Here is a 23,920-nt window from a genome sequence, read left to right on the forward strand (position 1 = left end):
ACTAGGCGGTGCGGACCGCGATGAGCAGGCCCATGCGGTGGGTGTGGTCGTGGTGCTGACCGAGGTGCGGGCGTTCGGTGAAGCGGTTCGTACGCAGGGTGAGCCGGATGTCCCACTCGTCGCCGAAGTGGTGGGTGAGCCTCTCGGGTGAGGTGTAGTGCTCGACGGACGTGTGACGTCGCTCGACGGGCATCATGAACTCCGCCCCGAACAAACCTCCTTCGCGGACGAGGGACTGCATGCGGCCGACGAACTCGGCGAGCGGACTGCGAAAGTTGGCACTGTAATGCCATGAGCAGCTGGTCCAGACGGCGACACAGCCGCCCTTGGGGAGGTCGGCCGTGAGGAAGTCCTCGCCCATGACCTGGACTCGGCCGTGGAGACCGTCGGCCTTGAGGCGCTCGATGAGGCCGGGGGCGTGGGCCCGGGTGTCACCCGGAAGGCTGACCTCGCCTCCGTGGAGGGCGAAGGGGTCGCGTTCGATGGCAAGAACGCGGTAGCCGGCGGCGGCGAGCGGAAGGACGAACTTCCCGTCGCTCGCGCCGACGACCGCGACCGTGGTGTCAGGTGGCGCGATCTCGTTCAGGGCGGCGAGGAACTGGGGGAAGAACGTGAGGGTGTGCTCCCAAAGACTCCGTGTGCGCACGGTGACGCCCTTCCTGCGTGGTGGCGAGGATCGCCTGGACGACCTGCTCCGGACGGCGGTCGGTGGTGTCGATCCGGTGCATCGGGAGGCCGGCGTACGCGCTCGTGATCCGGTCCGAGGCGTGCTCGGCCAGCACGTCCCAGCGGGAGGTGGGCTTGGTTCGCCGGGCGAGGCGACGCTGCCGTTCGTCCTCCGCGCACAGCAGGTGGTACGTGGTGGGCTGCGGCGGTCCGGGCGGGAGGGTGATGCCCAGGCGGGCCCCGACGGCGGCGTGGTTGACCAGGCAGCGGGCGAAGTAGCTCTCCACGACGACCGGGGTGCCCGCCGCGAGATGGTGCCGGATCTCCTCGGCGGCCGTGAAGAGGGCCGAAAGGTAGAGGCAGAGGCGCGCCTCGGCACTCTCCCGGAGATCCACTTCACGCCGGAGGGGCTGGTAGAAACCCGGCACGGTCGGGACGAGGACGGCTCCCCTGGCGGCCGCGAGCAGCGGCGCGACGGTGGACTTCCCGCTGCCCCGTAAGCCTTCCAGCGCTTCGAAGAGGGGACGCTCAGGCACGGGCGTACACCACGTCCGGGACCCCGAGGGTGAGTTCGTCGGTGGGGGTGGGCTGGTGGACGATCCGGCCGGTGGCCTTCTCGTACCGGAAGGCGTGCGCGTCCTTGCCCACGGCCTTGCAGGACATGGTCAGCGCCCCGCGCGGATCGGCCTCGATGCGTTCGATGCCGCGCGGGCCGCCCGGGGCGGTCCGTTCGTCCGGAGCACCGGCCTCGGAGAGATCGGCGTCGAGGACGACCTCGATGGAGAGTGCGGCCGTCCGCAGGTCCTCTCGGAGGCGGGTGTACGCGGTCGGGTCGCCGACCGCGAGCTCGGGGTGACGGGCGGCGTTGCCGACCGGCCGCAGGCAGTGGAGCTTGAGCTGAACGACGCCGAACCGCTGCATGATCCGCGCCAGCGGCAGTACCTCGTCGATGTTCCGCGAGGTCACGGTCATGGTCGCCGCCGTCGTCACGCCGAGCTCCCGGGCGAGGTTCAGCGTGCTGAGTGCGGCGGGGTAGCCGCCCTGCCTGCGGATGGCGTCGTTGGTGTCGGCGACGCCCTCCAGGGAGATCCGCAAGAGGTCGATGAACGGCGCGAGTTCGGTCAGACGGCGCTCGATCCGGTAGCCGTTGCTGCAGATCTCCACCCGCATCCCCAGCTCCTGCCCGGCGTACTGGACGACCTGCGGCAGCTCCTTGTAGAGGAACGGCTCGCCCCCGAGCAGGGTCACCGCCTCGGTGCCGTACCCCTCCCGCATGACCCGGATGAGCCCGACGGCCTCCTCGGCGCTGAACACGTCCGGGTGCTCCAGCCGTTCGCCGTGGAAGCAGTGCAAGCAGGCGAAGTTGCAGCGGTAGAGCAGTTGGAGATACAGCATCCGGATCTTGTGGATGCCGGTGACGTCACGGATCACGTTGGGCCTCCTGGGCCGTGGGGCGGGAAGGGCGTCGTCCTGGCTGAGCTGCGAGGAGGTGCCAGAAGCGGCCTATGCGAGTGCCCTACGAACGTAGAGAGCCTGGAAAGGCGGGGTCCACGCGGTTGCACACGGTTGCACACGATCAGCCGAAAGAGTTGATCGCCTTGGCGATGAGGGCCCCTGCGTCCGGCCCGTGCACGGCTAGCCGACCGAGTTCGCGGAACGCTTTGAGGTAGGTGCGGATCTCGTCGGGCGACTCGATGTTGATCTCTGCTGTCAGTGTCTCGACCGCTACGAGATCTTCGTCGAAGGCGTAGAACGCTTCGAGCGGCCACACCGTCCGACGGACACGAGCGGGGATCACCCCGAGGGAGACGTTCGGCCGTCGCATCACTTTCCAGCAGGTACCGGAGCTGCCCGGCCATGTCCGACGGGTCGCACACGCAGTGGGTGAGCACGGACTCTTCCACGAGGAGGGCGAACCGGTGGTCGCCCTCGACTACGACGCGGGATCGGTTCAACCTCGCGCGTACAGCGGCGGCCACGTCGTCAGGGGTGCCCTGAAACGTCGTGATGGACCGTAGGAGCCCCGTCGCGTACTCCCGCGTCTGAAGCATCCCGGGAACGAGGTTCGACGCGTACACGCGGAACGTGCGCGTTCGCTGATACAGCGGAACGGTCTTCTCGTGAACCTGCCTCATGCCGTCCCGGTGGATCTGCCGCCAGTGGACGTACATGGACTCGGCGGTACGAGACGCGGCGATCAGGCCGGCGGCCTGGTCCTCCGCCTCGCACGCCGTGCACCAGGCGCGAATGTCAGCGTCGGAGGGGGCCGTGATCGCCCTGGCGATGCGGGACGACTTCGACTTCGACCACCCGCAGCGCCGGCCCAACTCATACCCGTCAAGACCCGCATCCCGCATCAGGCCTGCCAGCCGTTGCGCTACGGCCTTGCGGGCGGACTGAGCAGTCGAGAGTGGTGTTCGGGGCATGAGTCGGGATACCGGGTCTGCTCAGAGTTTGTACTTGTCGTGCGGGGTGGCTCGCTCCCAGACCGCGTCGAACGCGGCCTCACACAGGCGCGTCACGTCAAGGTCTTCGCTCTCGTCGGTGTGGACCCATCTGCCCTCACCGTCGAAGACGTTGAACTGGACCAGCCGGCCGTCGAACAGCCAGAAGTCGTTGCCCGGCAGGGGGAGATCACTGGCCTTGCGTCGAGGGAGCCACCTGATCTCCTCACCGGCCGCGACGTTGGTGAACGTGAACGAGTGAAGGAAGCGGGTGTACTCACTGGGCGGCTCCGAGACGACACGCGCCCTGCGCACGACCACACCCTTGGCCGTCACCTCTTGGACGAGGTCGAGCCATGGGCGCCACCACGACTCACGGTTGTCCCGGTCGAGCCTGTGGCCGTCCCGCCACTTCGCGAAAGCCTCGTCCTCGTAGTCGATCCAGTACGAGTCGCGAAACTCGAGATGTACGGCCGAGTACGCTGCCGACCTGATCAAGTCGGCGAAGCTATTCAGGCTTTGTGCCATCAAGCGCCTCCCTCAGTAGCGGGATCATGCGGGCCGGCAGGCGCACTACGCCTTCGTGGTCGGGCAGCAGGCTGTCCTCGGCCGTCCGGGCGAGCGTCGTCGGATCGGCGCTCGCCCCCTGAATGACGATGTCGTGCGTCTCGTCGTCCACCCACACGGCCGGACACCCATGATCCCCGGACTCTGGATCTTTCCCGACGAACCGTAAGGCCATGACCCCTCCATCCATAGAGTCGGTTGCTCTCGGTTGCACGCCTCCACTCTGGTCGATCGGCACCGGCCAAGGACCGGGTTTCCCAAAGGAGTCACCCCCGGGCCTGGCGCACGAACCGACTGCCTCGCTCCGGGGCGCGCCCCGCCACGCCCCGGAGGGGCTCGACGCCCTTCAAGTACTCCGGGAAGGACCTTCCAACCCTCCCCCTCCGTCCCCCAACTGGGCTTGCCACACGTTCGGGTGAAGGAGTGTCCGGAAGGCGGACGGGTGGGGTACGGTCGGCCGCAACAACTGGCATATGCAACTCGGCCCCCGGCAGGACGGCAATCCTGACGAGGGCCTACCGATCAGGAAGAGCAGAACTTCCCGATGGCTGACTCGCAGTCTAACGCGGTCCCTTCCGCGTATCCCGTTTCCTTCGCGATCCCCGCCGACGCGCCACCCTCCGGGGTGATCCACGTGCGGCACCGGCACCGGGACCGGTTCACGGTCGTCGGCAACCACCTCGCCCAGCACTCGGACCTGTCCGCCGCCGCTGTCGGGCTGGCCGTGTACATCCAGTCGCTGCCCGACGGGGCCGACGTCACCGTCAAGCGACTCACCCTGCGGTTCCGGGAAGGGGAGATCACGGTACGGCGGGCGCTCAACGAGCTGGTGGCGGCCGGGTACTTGGAGCGGCGGCGGGTGTCGCTCGGCGGCGGGCGGTTCGCCACCCGGGTGATCGCTTACGACCGGCCCGGGGGCCGGGGCGGGGGTGCGGCAGCGCCGCCCAAGCGGCCCGAGAGCGGCGCCTGGGCGGAGGTGGATGCGGATGCGGATGCCGGAGCGGAGCCGGTGGCCGACGCAGACGCCGCACCGGAGCCGCGTTCCGTGCCGGGGCCGCGTTCGGTGCCGGAGCCGGAGGACGTGCCGGAGCCGGAGGACGTGCCGGATGCCGTGCCGGAGCCAGACGCCGAGGCGGAGCCGACGGCTCCTCCCCTCCCCGAAGTCACGTCCCCGGCTGCGCCCTCCCCGCCCGCCGTCGATCTCCTCACGCGGCTGCGTACCGTCGATGCCCGCCTGCTGCTGTCCTGGCGGGACGTCCAGGAGCTCGCGCCCGGGGTCGAGAAGTGGCTCGGGCGCGGGGTCGGGGACGAGCAGGTCGTGCGGACGCTCACCGCCGCTCTTCCGCCCGGGCACGTGCCCATCCACCATCCGGCCCGCTTCCTCGCGTACCGGCTCGACGCCATGCTCCCGCCGCCGTTGCCCGTCGCCGCGCCACGGCCGGCGGCCCCGCCGCCGCTGATCACCTGCGACGGGTGCGACCGGGCCATCCGCAGTCACGATCCGGATGCCCTGTGCGCCGATTGCAGCAGGGAGCGGGCCGGGGCCACGGCCGTGTCCGTGGCCGTCGCTTGAGGTGTCGCGGAGGCTCAGATCTTGATCAAGTCCTCGGGATTCTCCGGGAACCCGGACACCCCGGGCACCCCGGGCACCCCGGCCCCCGGGGATTCCCCAGGGGCCCCGTCAACCCCTACGCCCCGTCCAGCGCCTCGCGCCACGTCCGTACCGCCGGCTCCGACACCGGGGCCGTCCAGCCGGACGGGCGGGCCGCGCCGCCGATGTGGAAGGCGGTGAGGCCGGCGGCTCGGAGGGTGGGGAGGTGGTCGAGGCGGAGGCCGCCGCCTACGAGGATCTGGGGCTCGTAGCCGGGCTCGCCCGCTCGGGCCGCCTCCGCCTTCAGGGTGGTGAGGCCGTCGTCGACGCCGGTGGCCGCGCCCGCGGTCAGGTAGGTGTCGAGGCCCGGGAGGTCCGCGAGCTGTTTGCGCAGGGCGTCGCGGTCGGCGGCGCGGTCGATCGCCCGGTGGAAGGTCCAGCGGCAGCCGTCCAGGACGGCGACCAGGCGCTCGACGGCGGCCAGGTCGGGGTCGCCCGAGGGGGTGAGGAAGCCGAGGACGAATTCGTCGGCGCCCGCCTCGCGGAGTTCCGACGCGCGGGCCACGAGGGCGTCCACGTCGCCGGAGGCGAAGCCGTCGGTCAGTCTGAGCATCACGCGCAGCGGGATGTCCACGGCGGCGCGGATCGCCGCGAAGCCGGTCGTGGACGGGGTGAGCCCGTCCGCCGCCATGTCGGTGACCAGTTCGAGGCGGTCCGCCCCGCCGGCCTGGGCAGCGACCGCGTCCTCCTCGTCGAGGGCGATCACCTCCAGCACTGCACGGTTGCTCATCGAGCCCATTCCTCCTGGGATCCCACGGCTTACAGGTCTAGTCCAATGACCAGCCTAGCCGTGGGAGTGGCCTCCCGCATCGTGCGTGGCCGAGGAAGGCGAGGAAGCCGTCGCGGCGGGCGTCGAGGCGGGCGGCTGGGCCGCCGTTCCCGTACGGACCGTGAAGGCCGCCGTGCGGACCTTGCCCTCGTGCTGGAAGTCCAGGAACAGGCGGTACGTGCCCGAGCTCGGCGCCGTCGCCGTGAAGGACACGTCGGGGCCCGGGCCGCCCTCGTTCGGGTGCACGTGCAGGTAGGCCAGGTCGCCGTCGCGGAGGGCGACGAGGTGGCCGTACGCCCCCAGGTAGGGCTGCAGGTTCGTGACGGGCTTGCCGGCCTTGGTGACGGTGAGGCGCAGCTCACCGGCCTTGCCCGGGTCGAGCGTCCCGGCGAGCCGCACCTGGTAGCCGTCGACGTCCGCCGTCGGCGTGACCGGCGGCATCGGGCGCGGGGCGTACGCGCCGGGTACGGACAGGTCGGCGCCGAGCGTGACGCCCTTCGCCCCCTTGACCGCGGGCTTGAAGTCGGCGAAGGCCTTGTAGCCGCCGGCCGCCGGCAGGTCGGCCCGCACCGTCCACGTGCCGTCGGCGCCCTTCACCGGGTGCAGGTGGCGGAAGACGTTCAGGTCGCGCGAGGCGACGATGAAGTGCAGCTCCTTGCCGTGTTCCGTGGTGAACGCGGTCACCTTCCGGCCGTTCGCGTCCTTGATCGAGAACTTCAGGGTGCTCGTGCCGACCGCCGGGGCCGGGGTGTCCAGGGCGAGGGTGTAGCCGCCCTCCGAGACCTGGAGGCCGCCCGCCGCGGGCGCGCTCGCCGTTCCCGCCGCGGCGCCCCCCTCGTGGCCCGCGTGCCCGCCGCCGCCCGGCTCCTGCTTCTCGGGCTCCGCCGCCGCGTGCTCGCCGTGGCTCGGCCTGGCGGCGTCGCCGATCGGGCCGACGCCCTTGCCCACCCCGTACGCGGTCCCGAAGGTCGCGGCGAGCGCGGCGGCAAAGGCGGTGATCTTCACTCCGGTGTTCATGGCTGCTCTCCCGTACGTACATGGGCGGCGTGGGCCCCGACAAACGCGTGAGCCTCACCTTCACTGCACTTCACCATACCCCTGGGGGGTATCAAGTCAAGTCGGGTCCACGCTTGCGTCAGATACCCAAGGGGGGTATACATGGAGAGAGCTTGATACCCCCCGAGGGTATCGGAGTGCCCGACTCGCCGAATGAGTCACCGGACAACTGGAGGAAGCCATGGGTTCCTGCTGCACCCCTGACGGCAGCTGCTCGACCGACACCGTCGACATCACGACGGCCACCGCCGTCGCCGACACCACCGCCACCGTCTACGCCGTCTCCGGCATGACCTGCGGCCACTGCAAGACCGCCATCACCAACTCCGTCAGCGCGCTCGACGGCGTCATCACCGTGGACGTCGACATCGCCGCCGGCCGGGTGACCGTCACCACCGGCGGCGAGCCCGACGACGCCGCGATCGGCGCCGCGATCGACGACGCCGGCTACGAGCTGACCGGCCGCGCCTGACCGGCGCCCCCAGCGCCGACACCGGCCGCCGGGGCTCGCCCACCACGCCCGGGCCCCGGCCCCCGAACTCGCTACACCGAGGAGCAGTTTCATGACAACGACCACTCCGGGCACCGCCCAGGTCGAGCTCGCCATCGGCGGCATGACCTGCGCCTCGTGCGCGGCCCGTATCGAGAAGAAGCTCAACCGCATGGACGGGGTCGAGGCCACCGTCAACTACGCGACCGAGAAGGCGAAGGTCACCTTCGACGCCGACATCGACGTCGCCGCGCTGATCGCCACCGTCGAGGCCACCGGCTACTCCGCCAAGGAGCCGGAGCCCGAGCGTCCGGCCGCCGCCGGCGGCCCGGAGGGCCCCTCCGACGAGGAGATCGCCGACGCCGAGCTCCGCCCGCTCAAGCAGCGCCTGATCACCGCCGTCACGCTCGCCGTGCCGACCATCGCGATGGCGATGGTGCCGGCCCTCCAGATCGAGTACTGGCAGTGGCTGAGCCTCACGCTCACCGCGCCGGTCGTCGTCTACGCCGCCTGGCCCTTCCACAAGGCCGCCTGGACCAACGCCAAGCACGGCGCCGCGACCATGGACACGCTGATCTCGGTCGGCACCATCGCCGCGTTCCTGTGGTCCCTGTGGGCGCTGTTCTTCGGCACCGCCGGCACCCCGGGCATGACCCACGCGTTCGAGTTCACCATCGCCCGCACCGACGGCGCCGGGAACATCTATCTGGAGGCCGCGGCCGGCGTCACCGCCTTCATCCTGGCCGGGCGCTACTTCGAGGCCCGCTCGAAGCGCAAGGCCGGCGCCGCGCTCAAGGCGCTGATGCAGCTCGGCGCGAAGGAAGTGACCGTCCTCAGGAACGGTCAGGAAGTCACCGTGCCCACCGCCGACCTCCAGGTCGGCGACCGCTTCCTGGTCCGCCCCGGCGAGAAGATCGCCACCGACGGCACCGTCGTCGAGGGCTCCTCCGCCGTCGACGCCTCCATGCTCACCGGCGAGTCCGTCCCGGTCGAGGTCTCGGTCGGCGACTCCGTCACCGGCGCCACCCTGAACGCCGGCGGCCGCCTGGTCGTCGAGGCCACCCGGGTCGGCTCCGACACCCAGCTCGCCCGCATGGCCAAGCTCGTCGAGGACGCCCAGAACGGCAAGGCCGCCGCCCAGCGCCTCGCCGACAAGATCTCCGCCGTCTTCGTGCCGATCGTCATCGCGCTCGCCCTCGGCACCCTCGGCTTCTGGCTCGGCACCGGCCAGGGACTCACCGCCGCGTTCACCGCCGCCGTCGCCGTCCTGATCATCGCCTGCCCCTGCGCCCTCGGCCTGGCCACCCCGACCGCCCTCATGGTCGGCACCGGCCGCGGCGCCCAGCTCGGCATCCTGATCAAGGGCCCGGAGGTCCTGGAGACCACCCGCAAGGTCGACACCATCGTCCTGGACAAGACCGGCACCGTCACCACCGGCCGGATGACCCTCATCAAGGTCCACACCGCCGCCGGCACCGACGAGAACGACGTGCTGCGCCTCGCGGGCGCCCTGGAGCACTCCTCCGAGCACCCGATCGCCCAGGCCGTCGCCAACGGCGCCGCCGCCCGCGTCGGCACCCTGCCCACCCCCGAGGACTTCGCCAACATCCCCGGACTCGGCGTCCAGGGCGTCGTCGACGGCCACGCCGTCCTCGTCGGCCGCGAGAAGCTGCTCGAAGAGTGGGCGATGGAGCTCAGCCCGTCCCTCAAGGCCGCCAAGGACGCGGCCGAGAAGGCCGGCAAGACCGCCATCGCGGTCGCCTGGGACGGCGAGGCCCGTGCGGTCCTGGAGGTCGCCGACGCGGTCAAGGAGACCAGCGCCGAGGCCATCCGCCGCCTCAAGGCCCTCGGCCTCACCCCGATCCTGCTCACCGGCGACAACAAGGCGGTCGCCGAGGCCGTCGCCGCCGAGGTCGGCATCGGCGAGGTCATCGCCGAGGTCATGCCGCAGGACAAGGTCGACGTCGTCAAGCGCCTCCAGGGCGAGGGCCGTTCGGTCGCCATGGTCGGCGACGGCGTCAACGACGCCGCCGCGCTCGCCCAGGCCGACCTCGGTCTCGCGATGGGCACCGGCACCGACGCCGCCATCGAGGCCGGCGACCTGACCCTCGTACGGGGCGACCTGCGGGCGGCGGCGGACGCGATCCGGCTCTCCCGCAAGACCCTCGGCACCATCCGCTCGAACCTGTTCTGGGCCTTCGCCTACAACGTGGCCGCCCTGCCGCTCGCCGCGGCCGGACTGCTCAACCCGATGATCGCCGGAGCGGCGATGGCCTTCTCCTCGGTCTTCGTGGTGGGCAACAGCCTCCGCCTGCGTGGTTTCCAAGCCGCCGACAAGTGAGCGTCGGCCCGTGATGTGACGAGGAGGCCGCCGTGGCCGGTTACGGACAGCACAAGGAAGACATCATCAGACGCCTGAGGCGTATCGAGGGCCAGGTCCGGGGGGTGCAGCGGATGGTGGACGAGGACGTCTACTGCATCGATGTCCTCACCCAGGTCTCCGCGATCAACGCGGCGCTCCAGTCCTGCGCGGTCGCCCTCCTGGACGAGCACCTCAGCTGCTGCGTCACGGAGGCCATCGAGGCCGGCGGCGACCAGGCCAAGGTGAAGGTCGGCGAGGCGTCCAGGGCGATCGCCCGACTGATCCGGACCTGAACCGGACCTGAACCGGAGCGAGTGCACCGGAACGAGTGCACCGGAGCCGATCCGGACACGAGCGCGGCGGGAATCCTGGCCCCCAGGGCCGGAATCCCGCCGCGTTTCGTCGGACCGGACCTGACGCAGTCCGCGTCAGGACGAGTAAAGAGAGAGTCAACCGCCCTTGTGCGAAGGGCAGCCCGTGGACAGCCGGACGCCCAGCCGAAGACACAGGCCGAGCACCTGACGGAGGAGCACCAGTTCCGCCGAGCCGGGGACGTCGACGCCGCAGACCTTCGCGCAGGGGCGGTTCCGTATCGGAGTAGTCATCCCGCCATCGTACCCCTGGGGGGTATATCTGTGCGGGGGAGGCGGCCCGTACGATGAGCCGCCCGTGACGGGAGGGGATGCACGTGCGCCGGCTGGGAGAGCTGGAGGCCGAGATCATGGACCGACTGTGGGCCTGGCAGCGGCCCGCGACGGTCCGTGAGGTCGTCGAGGACATCAATCTGGGACGCCGCGTCGCCTACACCACGGTGATGACGGTCGCCGACATACTGCACCGCAAGGGCTGGCTGCGCCGCGAGAAATCGGGCCGGGCCTGGCTGTACGAGCCCGTCCGCAGCCGCGAGGAGTACACCGCGGGGCTCATGCAGGACGCGCTCGGCGACAGCCAGGACCGGCCCGCCGCGCTGCTGCGCTTCGTGGAGACCATCTCCGACGAGGACATGGCCGCCCTCGACGCGGCGCTGCGCATGGCCCGGCGCGCCCACGGCGAGGACGGATGAACCACCACACCCTCCCCCCGCTCGGACTCGCCCTCTGTACGGGCCTCCTGGTGCCGTGGCTGCTGGTGCGGGCCCGCTGGGCGCAGCAGGTGCCGCGGCTCGCGCTCGCCGTGTGGGCCGCGAGCGGGGCGCTCTTCACCTCCAGCGTGGCCCTGCTCTCCGCCCAGCTGGTCCTGCCGAGCCGGACCGGACACCGGCTGAGCGACGCCCTGTTCGCACTCCGGATGCCGCCCGCCGAGCGGCTGCTCCACCTCGACGGGCGCGAGTACGTCGCCGTCGCGATCGCGGCCGGCCTGATCGCCGCCCCCGTCGCCGGATTCGCCCGCGCCCTGCTGCGGGCCCGGCGGCTGCGGCTGCGGCACGCGGCGACGCTGCGGCTCGTCGGGCGGTACGACCCGGAGCTGCGGGCGACCGTCCTGGACCACGAACACCCCGCCGTCTACTGTCTGCCGGGCCGCTCGCGCCGGGTGGTGGTCTCGTCGGGCGCGCTGCGCGCCCTCACGCCCCCGCAGCTCGCCGCCGCCCTCGCGCACGAGCGGGCGCACATCTCCGGGCGGCACCACATCCTGGTCGCCGCGACGGAGTCGTTCGTCGCCGCGTTCCCGCGCCTGCCGCTCGCCCGGCACGGCGCCACCGCGGTGCCGTTGCTGCTCGAAATGGCCGCCGACGACCGGGCGTTGCGCCGATGTTCGCGCGACGCGCTGGCCACCGCGCTGTACGCGCTTGCCTCCGGCAAGGCGCCCCGTGAGGCATTCGCGGCGGGCGGTCCTTCGGCCGCGCTGCGCATGCGCCGCATCCTCACTCCGCACAGCGCCGGGCACCCGGTCCTGCGCGGGATGCTCACGATCGCGACGGCCGGACTGGCCGCTTCGCCACTGATCATCGCCTGCTGCTCGTTCCCCAATTAAATACTAAGCGAATTCGTAGATTTCACATCGGTCACGGCCGTCTGAATTCCCCGCTATTGTGGGTATGTTGACGTTCAGCTGGGCACGTCGAAGGGTACGAACCAATGCAGCTGGGTGACGTGCGGGCGGCGGGCGCCGCGGACGCGACGACGATATCCAGGCTGCTGGCCGACTCCATTCGGGGTAGCTATACGGAAATTCTCGGAGAAATGCCGACCGGGCGCCTTGTCGCCACACAATGCGCACTTCCCCGTATCCGTGCGGAAATTGAAATTCCCGGCGGTGCGCCCGGCTGGCTCGGCTGGCTGGTGGCCACCGGCGCGGACGGCACGGTGATCGGCGTCGCGGCCGGCGGAGTGCCGATGCCGGGCGAGGGAGAGATCTACGCGCTCGCCGTCGTCCCCGGCGCCCGCCGCGGCGGCGTGGGTACGGCGCTCCTCACGGCGGCCGGCGCGCGGATGGCCTCGTTCGGTGCCACCGAGCAGCGGGTCACGCTGCCCAGCGAGCAGGACCCCTCGCTGCCCTTCTTCGACCGCCTCGGCTTCGCCCCCCTGAGCCCCACCCGCCTGAACCGCACGCTCTGACCCGAGGCCCACCGGCCCGCCCCCTCCGGACTGGCGCACCCCCCGCCCCTCCTCCCTGGTCTTTCGCCCCCTCCTCCGACAGGCCCTCGGTCACGCGTTCGTGGCAGACACACGCCATCGCGTGTTCACGCCCCCGCATCCGCTGGAATCGACCCTCCGTCCCCGGTCAGGATGGAGCACAGCGGCGCGGCCCCGGCGGCACGGGAGCTTCGCCCGGACGGCATGGACCGAGCGAGCCCCTGGAGGAGCGATGCACACACCGAGCGGCACTTCCCTGCCCGCTGTGCCCGCAGCGCTCGCGCCGGTCCTGCCGTCCCGATACGGCCACCCCGGCCTCTCCGGCCACCCCGGCCCCTCCGTCGAGACGCTCGACGCGCTCGACGCCCTCGAACTGCCCGCCCCCGGCGCCGGCATCCGGATCAAGTCCGACACCCTTCCCGGACTCGAATCGGTCTCCCCCGGCGACGAGGACTCGGTCTGGCTCTACGACGCGCTCCTCGGCCCGCACAGCGCCGACATCGTCCGGTACCTCGGTCTCGCCCGCTCCACCGGCGGCCCCGTTCTCGATCTCGGCTCCGGCGCCGGACGGCTCGCCGTCCCCTTCGCCCGGCACGGCTTCGCCGTGGAGGCCGTGGACCGGGACGGCCCCGCCCTGGAACGCCTCGAGTCCTGGGCCCGGCGCATCGGCCCGCAGGTCGCCGAGCTGATCGTGACCACCCGGGCCGACCTCACCGAGCTGCGGCTCGACGGCGACTACCGGCTGGCGCTGCTCGCCGGCGCGATGGTCTCCGCCGTGCCGCCCCGCGCACGGCCCCGGCTGCTGCGCGAGATCGCCTCGCACCTGGGGGCGGGCGGAGCGCTCGCGCTCGACTACACGGCGCACCTGGCGCCGGGGCTGCTCGCGGAACCGCAGCGGACCTGGGCCTTCCAGGTGCCGCGGTTCGACGGGATCGACGAGTGGGTGGTGGCCCGGCAGGTCTTCGACCTGCGCTCGATGAGCGAGCGGATCACGTACTACACGGCCCGCACCGGCAAGCTGTCGACCGAGCGGGTCGTGCTGACCACCGACAAGTGGATCGTCGACGGCGAGCACCTGGCGGCCGAGCTGCACTCGGCGGGTCTGCACATCGAGGGCCGGCGGCGGCACCGGATCGACGAGCGGACCGAGAGCGTGCTGCTGGTCTGCCGGACCGACGACTGACCGGGCCCGCCCCGGGTGCGCCCGGGGCCGAACCCGTGACGACACTGACGACAAGGACGGCCAAGAGGTACGATGCCCACAAAGGTTTGGGCCGACCAGGTGGCGGGCGGAGAAGATGGCAGTCGTGGAAGAGCTGACGGGCCGCGAGGCGGTGATCCAGCGCCTGCGCGACGTCGGCCTGCGGGTCACCGGACCGCGCCTGGAGGTGCTCACCGTGCTCGCCGCCGGCGGCCATCTCGACGTCGAGGCGATCACCTCGACCGCCCGTGAGCGGCTCGGCACCCTGACCAGCCAGGCCGTGTACGAGATGCTGCGCCACTTCCAGGAGACGGGCCTGGTCAGCAAGTTCGACCGCCCCGGGCTCCCGGCCGTCTTCGAGGTGTCCGGCCCGCCGCACCAGCACGCCCTGTGCGTCGAGTGCGGCCGGGTGGAGAACGTGGACGCGACCGCCCCCGCCCCGCCGCGCGGCACCCTGCCGCAGTGGCGGATGAGCGATGCCGAAGTGGTCTTCAAGGGTGTGTGCCCCGACTGCGCCGAAGAGCACCGTTCGCGCTGAAACCGCTTGAACACCGTGCGTCGCGTTCGAATTTGTGGCAGGGTCGAGCGGGGCGTTTCAACGGGATCCGCGCGATCCGAGGGGAGTCTGCTGCGCTGTGTCCAAAAACGCCGCCGGAACGCGGGCGGGAAGCGAACAGGCCCTCACCCTCTACCAGGCCCTCCGCGCCACCCCGGGTGACCCCTTCGAGGTCGTCGCCCGCCGCCTCGAACTGACCGACGCCGAGCGTGAGCGCTGCCGCGACGAGCTGATCGCCCTCGGCCTGCTCGACCACGGGCACATCACCCCCGAGCGGCCCGCCCCCGTCGTCGTCGCCCCCGACATCGCCTTGCTCCACCTGCTCCAGCACGAGCGGGACCGGCTGGAGAACCGGCTGGCCGAGACCAGCCGCGCCCACACCACCCTGGAAACCCTCGCGGGACCGTTTCTGCGGGCCGGACTCGAACCCGGCTCCGAGGTCGAGGTGGAGATCGTCGACGACCCCGCCCAGATCCGGCGCGAGCTCGCCGACCTGACGGAGACGGTCCGCGACTCGGTCCACTCCATGCTGACCGGCGCCGTACGGCGCGAGGAGATGGCACAGGAGCTGGAGTGGGACCGCTGCCGCGTCGCACGCGGGGTGCGCGTCCACGCCATGTACAGCCAACGCGTGGGCTCCGTACCGGAGATGGTGCAGCACCTCGCCGAACGCACCGCGCTCGGCGTCGAGGTCCGCCTCTCCCCCGTCGTCCCCATGAACATGGTCCTCGCCGACGACAACTTCGCCCTGCTGCCCACCGATCCGCACGACCCCGAGTCGGCCGCCATCCTGGCCCGCGGCCCCGGCCTGGTCCGCTCCTACCGCGCCCTGTACGGGTACTGCTGGCACGCCGCCACCCCGTACGGCCACGAGGAACCCGCCGGGCACGGCGGCGACGGACTGTCCGAGCAGCAGCGGGCCGCGCTGCGGATGCTCGCCTCCGGGATCAAGGACGAACAGGTCGCGCGCAATCTGGGTGTCTCCCTGCGCACGGTGAGCCGGCTGATCTCCGAGGTGATGCAGGAACTGGACGCCGCCAGCCGCTTCGAGGCGGGCGTGAAGGCCGCCCGCCTCGGCCTCCTTGACGGGGAGACGTACCAGCACAGCGCGTAGCCTGGACGGTCGGGACGATCGATTCGCGACGATAGGGGGGTGGTTCGCCATGGTCACGACGGGCGACGGCACGGAGGGCGGCACGACGACCGGCCGGCTGGTGACCCTCTATCAGGAACTGCGCAGACGAGGGGCGTCCAGCTTCACCGAGGCCGCGGGCGCGTTAGGCTGCGCACCCGAGGAGCACGAGCGATGTCGGGCCGAACTGATCGCGCTCGGCCTGATCGTGCCGACGAACAGCACCCACGCCACCGTCAACGACGTACGCGACGCCGCCTGGCAGCCGGACGCCGACACGGTGGCGTCCGTCGCCCCGGAGATCGCCCTGCTCCGCCTCCTGGACCGGGAGCGGGTCCGCCTCCGGGAGCATCTGGCCGAGGCGGACCGGGCGTTCAGCACCCTGGAGACCCTGGCCGGCACCTTTCTGCGGGCGAGCGCCCTGGCGGGCTCCGAGGTCGAGGTCGAGGCGATCACCGACTACCGCAGGATCCAGCAGACGCTGGAGGACATCACCGACGTCATCCAGGAGAGCTCCGCCTCGATGCACCCGGGCGGCCCGAGCCGCCAGGCACAGGCACGGACCCTGGACCGGGACCGGCGCCAGTTGGAGAACGGGGTCCGGGTCCGGGCCATCTACTCCCGCGCCCACGCCGACCTGCCGGACGTCGCCGAACTGCTGCGCATGCGCATCGAGATGGGCGTGGAGATCAAGGTCGCCCGGTCGGTGCCGATGAACATGGTGATCGCCGACCAGCAGTACGCGCTGCTGCCGATCCGCCCCGAGGACGGGCGTGAAGGCGCCATCCTGGCCCGCGGCTCCGCCCTCGTCCGCTCCTACCTGGGCCTGTACGAGCACTGCTGGCACACGGCCGCCCCGTACGGCGACGAGACCTCCGTCGAACGCGGCGGCGACGGCCTGTCGGAACAGCAGCGGGCCGCCCTGCAGATGCTGGCGACCGGGATGAAGGACGAGAAGATCGCCCGGAACCTCGGCGTCTCCCTGCGCACGGTGAGCCGGATGCTTTCCGAACTCATGCAGGAATTGGGGGCGTCGAGCCGCTTCGAGGCGGGCGTGCGCGCGGTACGGCTCGGCTGGCTCGACTGAACCCGAAAAGCGGACACGGAAAGGCCCCGCAATCGTGGCAGGTCGATTGCGGGGCCTTTTCGCTGCCGAATTCCGTCCGGCGGTACCTCAGTTGGTCGGGGTGGGGGTGGGGGTGGGGTCGACGAACGGCCACTCGTTGGTGACGCCCGCGTTCTGCTGCGGGGCGGCGGCGCTGCCGTCGGCGGTGGCCACGGCCGCACCGCCGGCGACGGCCAGACACGCGACCAGCGCGAGGGTGAACTGGCGGACCGTCTTGCGGACACCGGCGTTCTGCTGAGCGGTCATGATTCCTCCAGGAGTGGGAATATGAATTCCGCCTTCCGGGGGCCCGTGCCGCCGGGCGCTCCCTGAAGACATCTCTATTCTGATCCGCCCCTGGAAGCGAATCCATAGGTGGTCTGTGCGTGCACTCGCCATGGCGTGAGTGCGTCAATGCGACGCCCCGGCAACGGAATTGGGGGATCCGGAGCTTCCCTAACCTTTGGTCGGACCAAAAGAGATGCTAGACTTGAACTACGGCCTTCTCGTTCCTCCAGGAGAGAGGGGCCGCCGGGGCAGGGGCGTGCCGCCGCCCTTGCCCCACCCCACCCGCACGGCGCGACAGACCCGCCCGCGCGTCCTCGTAGACGTCGACCGTCCGCGCGGCGGAAGTGCGCCAGCTCATCCCCTGCGCGTGCCGCACCGCCGCCTCCCCCATCGACACCCGCGCCTGCGGATGCGCCGCGAGCCACCGCAGCCGACGCGCGTACTCCACCGGGTCGTGCCCCCGTACGAGCATCCCCGACACCCCGTCCCACACCGCCGTCGGCAGCCCGCCCACCGCCGCCGCGAGCACCGGCGTCCCGCACGCCTGCGCCTCCAGCGCCACCAGACCGAAGGACTCCGAGCGCGAGGGCACCACGAGCACGTCCGCCGCCCGGTACCACTCGGCCAGCCGCTCCTGCGGTACGGGAGGACAGGCCTGGAGCACGTCCTCGACCCCCAGCTCCCGCGCGAGCCGCCACATCGAGCCCTCCCGGCCCGCCCCCGAGTGCCCGCCCACCACCGGCACCAGCAGCCGCCGCCGCAGCTCCGGCGCCATCCGCAGCAGCTCGGCGACGGCCCGCACCAGGACGTCGGGCCCCTTCAGGGGCTGGATCCGCCCCGCGTACAGCGGGATGAACGCGTCGGCCGGCAGCCCCAGCCGCGCCCGGGCCGCCGCCCGCCCCGCACCCGGCCCGAAGGTCCGCAGGTCCACCCCGGGCCGCACCACCTCGGTGCGCGGCGGCGCCGCCCCGTACAGGGAGCGCAGCGCCTCCGCCTCGTCGGCCGTGTTGGCGATCAGCCGGTCGGCGTCGCCGACCACCTGCCGCTCGCCGCGGATCCGCAGCTCGGGCTCGGGGCGGTCGCCGTCGGCGAGGTGCGCGTTCTTCACCAGGGCCAGGGTGTGCGCGGTGTGCACCAGCGGTATCCCCCAGCCGAACGAGGCGATCCGCCCGGCCTGCCCGGACAGCCAGTAGTGCGAGTGGACCAGGTCGTAGCGCCGCCGCTCCTTGAGCAGGGCCAGCGAGAACGGCACCACCAGGTCCGGCATGGCCTCCTTGGGCAGCGGCCGGCGCGGCCCCGCGTGCAGGTGCCGGACCCGGACGCCGGGCGCGAGGTCTTCGAGGCCGGGCCGGCCCTCGCCACGGCAGCGGGTGAACAGGTCGACCTCCACGCCCTGTTCGGCGAGGGCCCGGGAGAGTTCGACCATGTAGACGTTCATTCCGCCGGCGTCCCCGGTTCCGGGCTGGTGGAGCGGGGAGGTGTGGACGCTGAGCATGGCGACGCGCAGGGACACGGGGGGCTCCTGTGGGGAGGGCCACGTGGTCCCTGCGCGTCGCGCGCACGGTCACGCGGCGGGGATGGGGACTGCGTTGTTCGTGTTCTCTCTTGCGGAATTGCCGAGTCGTCGCGTGACCGACTTCTCACTTACTGAGGTACTTAGCTGATTAGTAGTCGTGGGCGCGGGAATCCGGTGCGAGTTCGTCAGAACCCGTAGACCGGACCGGAGGGCGGCGCGAGCCGCGTCCCCGGCAGCGGGGCGATCAGGGCCGACCAGTCGACGGGACGGCCCGACGCCACCTGCAACGCCGACGCCAGCCGGTCCGCACCCTCCGGCATCACCGGCCGCGACCACGCGGACAGCGCGGAGGCCACCGCCAACTGGGCGGCGAGCGACGGCAGATGGCGGCAGGAGTTGCTGGGCCGGCAGCGCTCGTGGGCATTGACGTAGCCGAAGTCGGCGACCGAGCGGACCATCTCGTCGAGCACGGCCACCGCGCGGCGCGGGTCGAACGCGTCGGGGCCGTACGCCTCCCGCAGATCGTCCACGCCCCGGTGCAGCCGCCGCTCCAGGATCTCCCAGCCGGTGCCGCCCGGCATGGCCTGCGGGGCGAGCCCGTCGCACTCCTCGCGGACCGACGCGAAGAGCCGCGCGAGCCAGCTGTTCCAGTTCTCGTCGAGCTCCAGGCGGGCGGCGGCGAGCCGGTCGCGCTGGAAGACGGTCCTGCGGCCCGTCGGACGGGCCTGGAGGACATGCCGGCGCAGCGTGTCGGAGCCGTACTCGGTGAGCAGGTCGAGCGCCCACACATTGCCCTCGCGGACGCCCTCCTCCACGATGTACGACTCGTTGACGTTGAACTCCTGCGGCAGCTTCACGTCCTGCGCGAGGAGCAGCACCGGCAGCAGCACCGCGTGACAGAAGGCGTGCCCGAACCCGCAGAAGTGAATGGTGCGGCGGGGCAGCGGGCCCTTCGTGTCGTAGCCGAACAGGTGCATGGCGGCCGCCTCGAAGCAGCCGTCGATACGGTGGTCGGGGAAGCCCTCCACCGGCACCGGCAGGCCCCACTCCGCGGGATGCCCGACGGCGATGTCCGGCAGCCCGTCCTCGACCAGCGACTCGCACAGCGCGGCGAGCCGCGGCGGGAGCCCGGCCGCCGCCCAGTACTCGGCGAGGGTCTCCCGGAACGGCTCCAGGGGTACGTACAGCCGCCGGCAGCGCTTGGCGAGCGCCGGGGTGTCGCACAGCGAGCAGCGCGGCGAGATGAGGTCGCCGCCGTCGTTGGGGCGGGCGCACTCGTGGCACATGCCGCCGTCGCTGGTGGCCCCGCAGTGCGGGCAGCTGCCGGTGACGTGCGCCCCGTACAGCCACCGCTCGCACGGCTCGCAGTACGGCAGCAGGCGGGTGCGGGGGGCGATGACCCCCTGCGCGTACAGGCGGCTGAAGAGCTCCTGCACCCAGCGTGCGTAGCCCTTGTCGCGGCGCGGCCGCACGATGTGGTCGAACTCGACACCGGACCGCAGCCAGTCCGCGGTGATCGCCGCGCGGTAGCCCTCGGCGACCTCCTCCGGCTTGCGGTTGTGGCGCAGCGCTCTGACCTCCACCGAACTGGCGTGGTCGGCGGTACCGGTGGTGAACCGGACCGGCTCGCCCTCGGCCCGCAGGTAGCGGGTGAGGACGTCGGCCGCGACGTAGGGGCCGGCGAGATGTCCGATGTGCAGTTCGCCATGGGTGGCCGGAGGGGTCGCGGTGATCCAGACAGGGGTGCTCATGGGACCTCCTTGACGCTGTGGTGCGGGGAGCTTCAGCGAGTTCGGGTCGGCGGTGCCGCGGTCGGCGGGTGCGCGATCAGCGGGGTTCGAAGTGGAAGGAACGGATGAAGCAGTCCCGGGGCTGTTCGACGGCGTACACGATGCATTCGAAGAGCGCCTGGGTGGTGAGCTTCTCGTCGGGCGCTATTCCGTCGGGATTCGAGCCGTCCCATTCCGCGAAACGCGGGTCGGAGGTCGAGAAGTCCGGCGGAAAGAGCGAGAACACCCGCACCCCGGAGGGCCGCAGGCGGCGGGAGAGGATGTCGGCGAAACCGGCCTGCGCGCTCTTCGCCGCGTAGAACGCCTCGTGCGCGGCGCCCGCGGAGGCGCCCTCGGCGTCGCGCACGGCGACCATGTTCACGATGTCGGGACGCAGCGAGCCGCGCAGCAGCGGCAGGAAGTGCTTCACCATCAGGACGGTGCCGCCGGCCGTCGACTCGATCGTCTCGACGATCTCGGCGTCGCTGGCCGCCTCCAGATCCATCCCGTCCAGCCAGCGGGCCCCGTTGTTGACCAGGAGGTCGACCCGGTCGGTGTGCTCGCCGACCCGGGCCGCGAACTCCCGGATCTCGGCCGGCCGGCTCAGGTCGCAGCCGAAGGCGTGGATACGGTCACGGGCCGAGCCCATCACCTCGGCGCGGGTGCGCTCGGCGGCCTCCACGGTGCGGGCCGACACATAGACCTCGGCGCCGAGATGGGCGAATCCGACAGCGAGGGCGCGGCCGAAATAGCGGGACGCGCCGGTCACGACGACACGCAGATTCTCGAATTTCATGTGTGTCTGCTCTCCCCACGGATACGCCACGGATACGCACGGACCACGGCACGGACACGAATCCGATACGGAGTGCCACCGATTGCCGGTCGTCATTCAGCGTGACAGAGGTCGGGTGGGGACCGCCCGTTCGCAGGGGTGCGCGTTCACGCCGTTGCGTGGATACGCCAGGGCAGTGCGAGCCGGTCGAGGACCCGGGCCCGCTTGTGGTGCACGCTGACCCGGCCGGGCCCCGTGGAGACGGTCACGACACCGCCGGGCGTCCTGACCGTACCGCCCGCGACCCCCGGCACGACAGTGCCGTCGAGGGCGGCCGCGGCGGCGAGGGCGGCGGCGCCCGTGAGCGCGAGACGAGGGTGCCAGCCGCCGACGGTGAGCGCTCGCACGAAGAGCCCGTCGGCCTCCGCCCGGAACACGGCGATCTTCGGCAACGCCGCATGCGGGCCGTACCCGAGCAGCTTCCCGGCCGCCCCCCGAAGCCGCCCCAACTCCTCCTCCACCCCGTCCCCGTCCCCCACATGACGGGCGTCGACGAAGACATACGGATTCCCGTACCGCACGAGGGAGACGGGCACCCCGAGCAGCACATCCACGGCCCGCCCGGTGGGCAGGGTCCCGGCCGCCGTCACGTCCCGCAGAAAATGCAGCACCCACCCCTCCCCGCCGCCGCTCTCCTCCTCCACCCGCACGGTGTCCCCCGTAGTCACCGCCCGCACGGTGACGGGCCCGCCCCGCCCCTCCGCGACGACACACGCGAGCAGCGAATGCCCACACCCCGTACGAAAGTCGAACCGCCCGTCGGGGAGCGCCTGGACGAACCGGTAGTCGAGCCCGCCGGCGGCCCGGGAGGAGGACCCGTAGACCGCGATCTTGTTCACCCCCGTGTACGGGGTCCCCGCGAGCCCGTGGCGCAAGCCCGCCAGCTCGTGAGCGAGGGCGAGGGCGCCCGGGGGGAGGTGGTCGAGCCGGACGACGAGGGTGGGGCCGGGGGCGTCTTCGGCACGGACGATGGTGACGGGGACGGTGCGTGGCGCACCTCCCCCGCCACCCCCGTGTGGGCAATCGTCCCGCAGGGCGGGACGAATGCCCACAACGGCGGGGGTGGCCCCGCATGCGGTGGGCCCGGGACTGCCGAGGCCCGGCGGGTCAGGCCGCACAGCCCACCGGGATGCGCATGCCCTGGACGATCTCCGTCCACAGTTCGTGGACCGCCAGGCCCCACAGGGCCATCGCCGCGTGCTGGTTGGGGCGTTCCAGGTGGCGGTTGAGGAGTTTTTGGACGCGGTCGGCGCGGACCTTGCCGCCGAGTACCAGGCGGGCCGGGGAGAGGAGTTCGCGGACGGTGTCCAGCAGGGGGCCGCCGGGGGCGAGCATGGCCGCCACGGGCAGCGTGAAGGGCTGCTTGGGGCGGTTGAGGACCGCCGCCGGGAGGAGTTCCGCCCCCGCCTCGTACAGCGCGGGCTTCCCGTGCCGCGCGGCGGCCGGCAGTCCGCGCGCGTGGGTGACGACCCCGGGCTGGCAGAACGGCATGCGCGCCTCGACGGCCCACGCCATCGACAGGTGGTCGACCCGCCGCAGGTGGTACGCGGGCAGCCGCCACCGCGTCTCGAAGGCGCTGAGCGCGGTCACCCGGTCGCCCCCGGCCGCGTCGGCCGAGCGCAGTTCCTGCTCGATGCGGTCGGCCGCCGAGCCGTGTTCGGCGATGTACGCGGCGTACGAGGACGTGTACAGGTGCTCCCGCAGCAGCCGGGGCGCGGCGGAGAGCGCGTCGGCGTAGGCGCCGGCCCAGTCGATGCCGGCGGGCGCGTTGAGCGCGGCCCGCATCCGGTCGTACCCGCCGAAGAGTTCGTCGGCGCCGTCGCCGGTGAGCGCGACGGTGAACCCGTTCTCGCGGACGGCCCGGAACAGCGCGTACGTGGAGAGCGCGATGGGGTCGGCGTTGGGCTGCCCGAGGTGACGCACGGTGCGGGTGAGGAGCGAGGGGATCTCGTCGGGGTCGACGACGACCTCGTGGTGCACGGTCCGGGCCCGCCGCGCGACGGAACGGGCGTACGCGGCCTCGGAGTCGGGCCACTTGCCTCGGTAGGTGAGGTGGAAGGTGTGCAGCGGCGGCGCGTCCGTCTCGCGGGCGTGTTCGGCGGCGAGCGCGGTGATCAGCCCGGAGTCGAGCCCGCCACTGGTGACCGCGCAGACGGGCACGTCGGCGGTGGCGAGCCGGCGCACCTCGTGCCGCAGCACGTCCTGGGTGTCGCCGAGCGGCCGTACGGCGTGCGCGGGGCGGCGGCGTACGACGGGCGCGCAGCCGGGGCGTACGAGCGCGGTCGCGCCGGGCGGCAGGACGTCGACGCCGTCGAGGGCGGTGCGCGCGGAGAAGGAGGTGCGGGTGGCGAGGACGGTGTCGAGGGCGTCCTCGCGGGGGGCGATCCGTACGCCTTCGAAGGCGAGCAGCGCGGGGATCTCGGAGGCGAAGCGGGTGGATCCGTCGTACGGGTCGTGGTGGAGGTGGATGGGCTTCATGCCCATGTCGTCGACGGCGAGCACGAGTTGGGCGCCGGCGGGGCGCAGGTCGAGGATCGCGACGGCGAACATGCCGTCGAGGTGTTCGGCGAAGGCGGGCCCGTACTCGGCGTACAGCGCGGGCAGCAGCGTGCCGTCGCAGCGGTCGGGGAAGCGGTGGCCGCGCGCGGCGAGGCGGCGGCGCAGTTCGCTGTGGTTGTAGATCTCGCCGTTGAGCACGGCGAGGATCCCGGGCAGGTGGGGCAGCCGGTAGGGCTGCCGTCCGCCGCAGGGGTCGGTGACGGCGAGCCGGTCGCAGCCGAGCGACCAGCCGGGACCGCTGAGGATCTGGTGCTCGTCGGGGCCGCCGTGCCGCTGCCGGCCCGAGACCGCCGCGAGTTCGGCGGGGTCGGGTCGCGCCGCACCCGCGGCGATGGTGCCGAGAATCCTGCACATGGCCGGTCGCCTCCGGATCTCCCTGGC

The 23,920-nt window shown here is 72.0% G+C and carries 26 protein-coding genes and 1 pseudogene; 11 read left to right on the top strand and 16 right to left on the bottom strand.

What is annotated here, in order from left to right:
- Position 1: 1 nt before the first annotated feature.
- The 7 genes and pseudogenes from ACZ3ZE_RS18055 to ACZ3ZE_RS18085 all read right to left on the bottom strand — a co-directional run bounded on the left by ACZ3ZE_RS18055 (position 2) and on the right by ACZ3ZE_RS18085 (position 3,789).
- Positions 2 to 646, bottom strand: coding sequence for a class I SAM-dependent methyltransferase (locus ACZ3ZE_RS18055; RefSeq protein ID WP_361165364.1), 645 nt, complete (start codon positions 644 to 646; stop codon positions 2 to 4).
- Complete coding sequence (locus ACZ3ZE_RS18060; protein WP_361165361.1) at positions 564 to 1,202, bottom strand: P-loop nucleotide/nucleoside kinase family protein; 639 nt, start codon at positions 1,200 to 1,202, stop codon at positions 564 to 566. The genes ACZ3ZE_RS18055 and ACZ3ZE_RS18060 overlap by 83 nt, the downstream gene beginning before the upstream one ends.
- Positions 1,195 to 2,097 carry a radical SAM protein gene (locus ACZ3ZE_RS18065; protein WP_467259699.1) on the bottom strand — a complete coding sequence of 301 codons (903 nt, stop codon included), beginning with the start codon at positions 2,095 to 2,097 and terminating at the stop codon, positions 1,195 to 1,197. Before ACZ3ZE_RS18065 ends, ACZ3ZE_RS18060 begins: the two co-directional genes overlap by 8 nt.
- Positions 2,098 to 2,242: 145 nt before the next feature.
- A complete protein-coding gene (locus ACZ3ZE_RS18070; RefSeq protein WP_467259701.1) occupies positions 2,243 to 2,437 on the bottom strand; it encodes a hypothetical protein in 195 nt (64 codons plus the stop codon).
- A 118-nt stretch (positions 2,438 to 2,555) separates the two neighbouring features.
- Positions 2,556 to 3,092, bottom strand: a pseudogene (locus tag ACZ3ZE_RS18075) (Scr1 family TA system antitoxin-like transcriptional regulator); the annotation flags it as partial.
- A 21-nt stretch (positions 3,093 to 3,113) separates the two neighbouring features.
- Positions 3,114 to 3,638 carry a DUF6879 family protein gene (locus ACZ3ZE_RS18080; protein ID WP_361165355.1) on the bottom strand — a complete coding sequence of 175 codons (525 nt, stop codon included), beginning with the start codon at positions 3,636 to 3,638 and terminating at the stop codon, positions 3,114 to 3,116.
- A complete protein-coding gene (locus tag ACZ3ZE_RS18085; RefSeq protein WP_361165352.1) occupies positions 3,619 to 3,789 on the bottom strand; it encodes a hypothetical protein in 171 nt (56 codons plus the stop codon). Before ACZ3ZE_RS18085 ends, ACZ3ZE_RS18080 begins: the two co-directional genes overlap by 20 nt.
- 522 nt (positions 3,790 to 4,311) lie before the next feature.
- Here ACZ3ZE_RS18085 and ACZ3ZE_RS18090 point away from each other — a divergent pair.
- Complete coding sequence (locus ACZ3ZE_RS18090) at positions 4,312 to 5,250, top strand: hypothetical protein (protein WP_467259704.1); 939 nt, start codon at positions 4,312 to 4,314, stop codon at positions 5,248 to 5,250.
- 115 nt (positions 5,251 to 5,365) lie between these two features.
- Here ACZ3ZE_RS18090 and ACZ3ZE_RS18095 read toward each other — a convergent pair whose 3' ends face one another.
- Together ACZ3ZE_RS18095 and ACZ3ZE_RS18100 are read right to left on the bottom strand one after the other, a co-directional pair.
- The gene (locus tag ACZ3ZE_RS18095; RefSeq protein WP_467259707.1) at positions 5,366 to 6,058 is read right to left on the bottom strand and encodes a copper homeostasis protein CutC; all 693 of its coding nucleotides are present in this window, start codon (positions 6,056 to 6,058) and stop codon (positions 5,366 to 5,368) included.
- 54 nt (positions 6,059 to 6,112) lie between these two features.
- Positions 6,113 to 7,114 carry a hypothetical protein gene (locus tag ACZ3ZE_RS18100; protein ID WP_467259710.1) on the bottom strand — a complete coding sequence of 334 codons (1,002 nt, stop codon included), beginning with the start codon at positions 7,112 to 7,114 and terminating at the stop codon, positions 6,113 to 6,115.
- Between the two features lie 220 nt (positions 7,115 to 7,334).
- On the opposite strand from ACZ3ZE_RS18100, the gene ACZ3ZE_RS18105 reads away from it, so the two are divergent.
- The 3 genes from ACZ3ZE_RS18105 to ACZ3ZE_RS18115 all read left to right on the top strand — a co-directional run bounded on the left by ACZ3ZE_RS18105 (position 7,335) and on the right by ACZ3ZE_RS18115 (position 10,298).
- Positions 7,335 to 7,625: a cation transporter gene (locus tag ACZ3ZE_RS18105; protein ID WP_361165340.1), complete on the top strand. Its 291-nt coding sequence runs from the start codon at positions 7,335 to 7,337 to the stop codon at positions 7,623 to 7,625.
- Positions 7,626 to 7,716: 91 nt separating this feature from the next.
- Positions 7,717 to 9,984, top strand: coding sequence for a heavy metal translocating P-type ATPase (locus ACZ3ZE_RS18110; RefSeq protein WP_361165337.1), 2,268 nt, complete (start codon positions 7,717 to 7,719; stop codon positions 9,982 to 9,984).
- 32 nt (positions 9,985 to 10,016) lie between these two features.
- Positions 10,017 to 10,298 carry a metal-sensitive transcriptional regulator gene (locus tag ACZ3ZE_RS18115; protein ID WP_361165334.1) on the top strand — a complete coding sequence of 94 codons (282 nt, stop codon included), beginning with the start codon at positions 10,017 to 10,019 and terminating at the stop codon, positions 10,296 to 10,298.
- A 156-nt stretch (positions 10,299 to 10,454) separates the two neighbouring features.
- Here the strand turns inward: ACZ3ZE_RS18115 and ACZ3ZE_RS18120 are convergent, their stop codons facing one another.
- Positions 10,455 to 10,610: a hypothetical protein gene (locus ACZ3ZE_RS18120; protein WP_467259713.1), complete on the bottom strand. Its 156-nt coding sequence runs from the start codon at positions 10,608 to 10,610 to the stop codon at positions 10,455 to 10,457.
- Positions 10,611 to 10,693: 83 nt separating this feature from the next.
- On the opposite strand from ACZ3ZE_RS18120, the gene ACZ3ZE_RS18125 reads away from it, so the two are divergent.
- The 7 genes from ACZ3ZE_RS18125 (at position 10,694) to ACZ3ZE_RS18155 (ending at position 16,554) form a co-directional block, all read left to right on the top strand.
- Positions 10,694 to 11,068 carry a BlaI/MecI/CopY family transcriptional regulator gene (locus ACZ3ZE_RS18125; RefSeq protein WP_361165329.1) on the top strand — a complete coding sequence of 125 codons (375 nt, stop codon included), beginning with the start codon at positions 10,694 to 10,696 and terminating at the stop codon, positions 11,066 to 11,068.
- A complete protein-coding gene (locus tag ACZ3ZE_RS18130; protein WP_361165326.1) occupies positions 11,065 to 11,976 on the top strand; it encodes a M56 family metallopeptidase in 912 nt (303 codons plus the stop codon). Before ACZ3ZE_RS18125 ends, ACZ3ZE_RS18130 begins: the two co-directional genes overlap by 4 nt.
- A gap of 104 nt (positions 11,977 to 12,080) precedes the next feature.
- Positions 12,081 to 12,560, top strand: a complete 480-nt coding sequence (locus tag ACZ3ZE_RS18135) for a GNAT family N-acetyltransferase (protein ID WP_467259716.1) — start codon at positions 12,081 to 12,083, stop codon at positions 12,558 to 12,560.
- A 283-nt stretch (positions 12,561 to 12,843) separates the two neighbouring features.
- Positions 12,844 to 13,761, top strand: a complete 918-nt coding sequence (locus tag ACZ3ZE_RS18140) for an SAM-dependent methyltransferase (protein ID WP_361621164.1) — start codon at positions 12,844 to 12,846, stop codon at positions 13,759 to 13,761.
- A 115-nt stretch (positions 13,762 to 13,876) separates the two neighbouring features.
- Positions 13,877 to 14,317 carry a Fur family transcriptional regulator gene (locus tag ACZ3ZE_RS18145; protein WP_361165317.1) on the top strand — a complete coding sequence of 147 codons (441 nt, stop codon included), beginning with the start codon at positions 13,877 to 13,879 and terminating at the stop codon, positions 14,315 to 14,317.
- A gap of 97 nt (positions 14,318 to 14,414) precedes the next feature.
- The gene (locus ACZ3ZE_RS18150) at positions 14,415 to 15,449 is read left to right on the top strand and encodes a helix-turn-helix domain-containing protein (RefSeq protein WP_361165314.1); all 1,035 of its coding nucleotides are present in this window, start codon (positions 14,415 to 14,417) and stop codon (positions 15,447 to 15,449) included.
- A gap of 49 nt (positions 15,450 to 15,498) precedes the next feature.
- On the top strand, positions 15,499 to 16,554 hold the full coding sequence (locus tag ACZ3ZE_RS18155; RefSeq protein WP_361165311.1) for a helix-turn-helix transcriptional regulator: 1,056 nt from the start codon (positions 15,499 to 15,501) through the stop codon (positions 16,552 to 16,554).
- An 87-nt stretch (positions 16,555 to 16,641) separates the two neighbouring features.
- On the opposite strand, the gene ACZ3ZE_RS18160 is transcribed toward ACZ3ZE_RS18155, so the two are convergent.
- From ACZ3ZE_RS18160 to asnB, 6 genes are all read right to left on the bottom strand, one after another.
- Positions 16,642 to 16,839 carry a hypothetical protein gene (locus ACZ3ZE_RS18160; RefSeq protein WP_361165308.1) on the bottom strand — a complete coding sequence of 66 codons (198 nt, stop codon included), beginning with the start codon at positions 16,837 to 16,839 and terminating at the stop codon, positions 16,642 to 16,644.
- Positions 16,840 to 17,056: 217 nt separating this feature from the next.
- Positions 17,057 to 18,355, bottom strand: coding sequence for a D-inositol-3-phosphate glycosyltransferase (mshA, locus tag ACZ3ZE_RS18165; RefSeq protein ID WP_361166346.1), 1,299 nt, complete (start codon positions 18,353 to 18,355; stop codon positions 17,057 to 17,059).
- A 206-nt stretch (positions 18,356 to 18,561) separates the two neighbouring features.
- Positions 18,562 to 20,127 carry a class I tRNA ligase family protein gene (locus tag ACZ3ZE_RS18170; RefSeq protein ID WP_361165305.1) on the bottom strand — a complete coding sequence of 522 codons (1,566 nt, stop codon included), beginning with the start codon at positions 20,125 to 20,127 and terminating at the stop codon, positions 18,562 to 18,564.
- 76 nt (positions 20,128 to 20,203) lie between these two features.
- Positions 20,204 to 20,941 (bottom strand): SDR family oxidoreductase, encoded by a 738-nt coding sequence (locus tag ACZ3ZE_RS18175; protein WP_361165302.1) that lies wholly within the window; start codon positions 20,939 to 20,941, stop codon positions 20,204 to 20,206.
- Positions 20,942 to 21,087: 146 nt separating this feature from the next.
- Entirely contained in the window at positions 21,088 to 22,032 is a 945-nt protein-coding gene (locus ACZ3ZE_RS18180) for a 2-methylaconitate cis-trans isomerase PrpF family protein (protein WP_361621158.1), read from the bottom strand.
- Positions 22,033 to 22,087: 55 nt separating this feature from the next.
- The gene (asnB, locus tag ACZ3ZE_RS18185) at positions 22,088 to 23,893 is read right to left on the bottom strand and encodes an asparagine synthase (glutamine-hydrolyzing) (protein WP_361165297.1); all 1,806 of its coding nucleotides are present in this window, start codon (positions 23,891 to 23,893) and stop codon (positions 22,088 to 22,090) included.
- Positions 23,894 to 23,920: the final 27 nt, after the last annotated feature.

The organism is Streptomyces sp. NPDC023157, assembly GCF_055560575.1.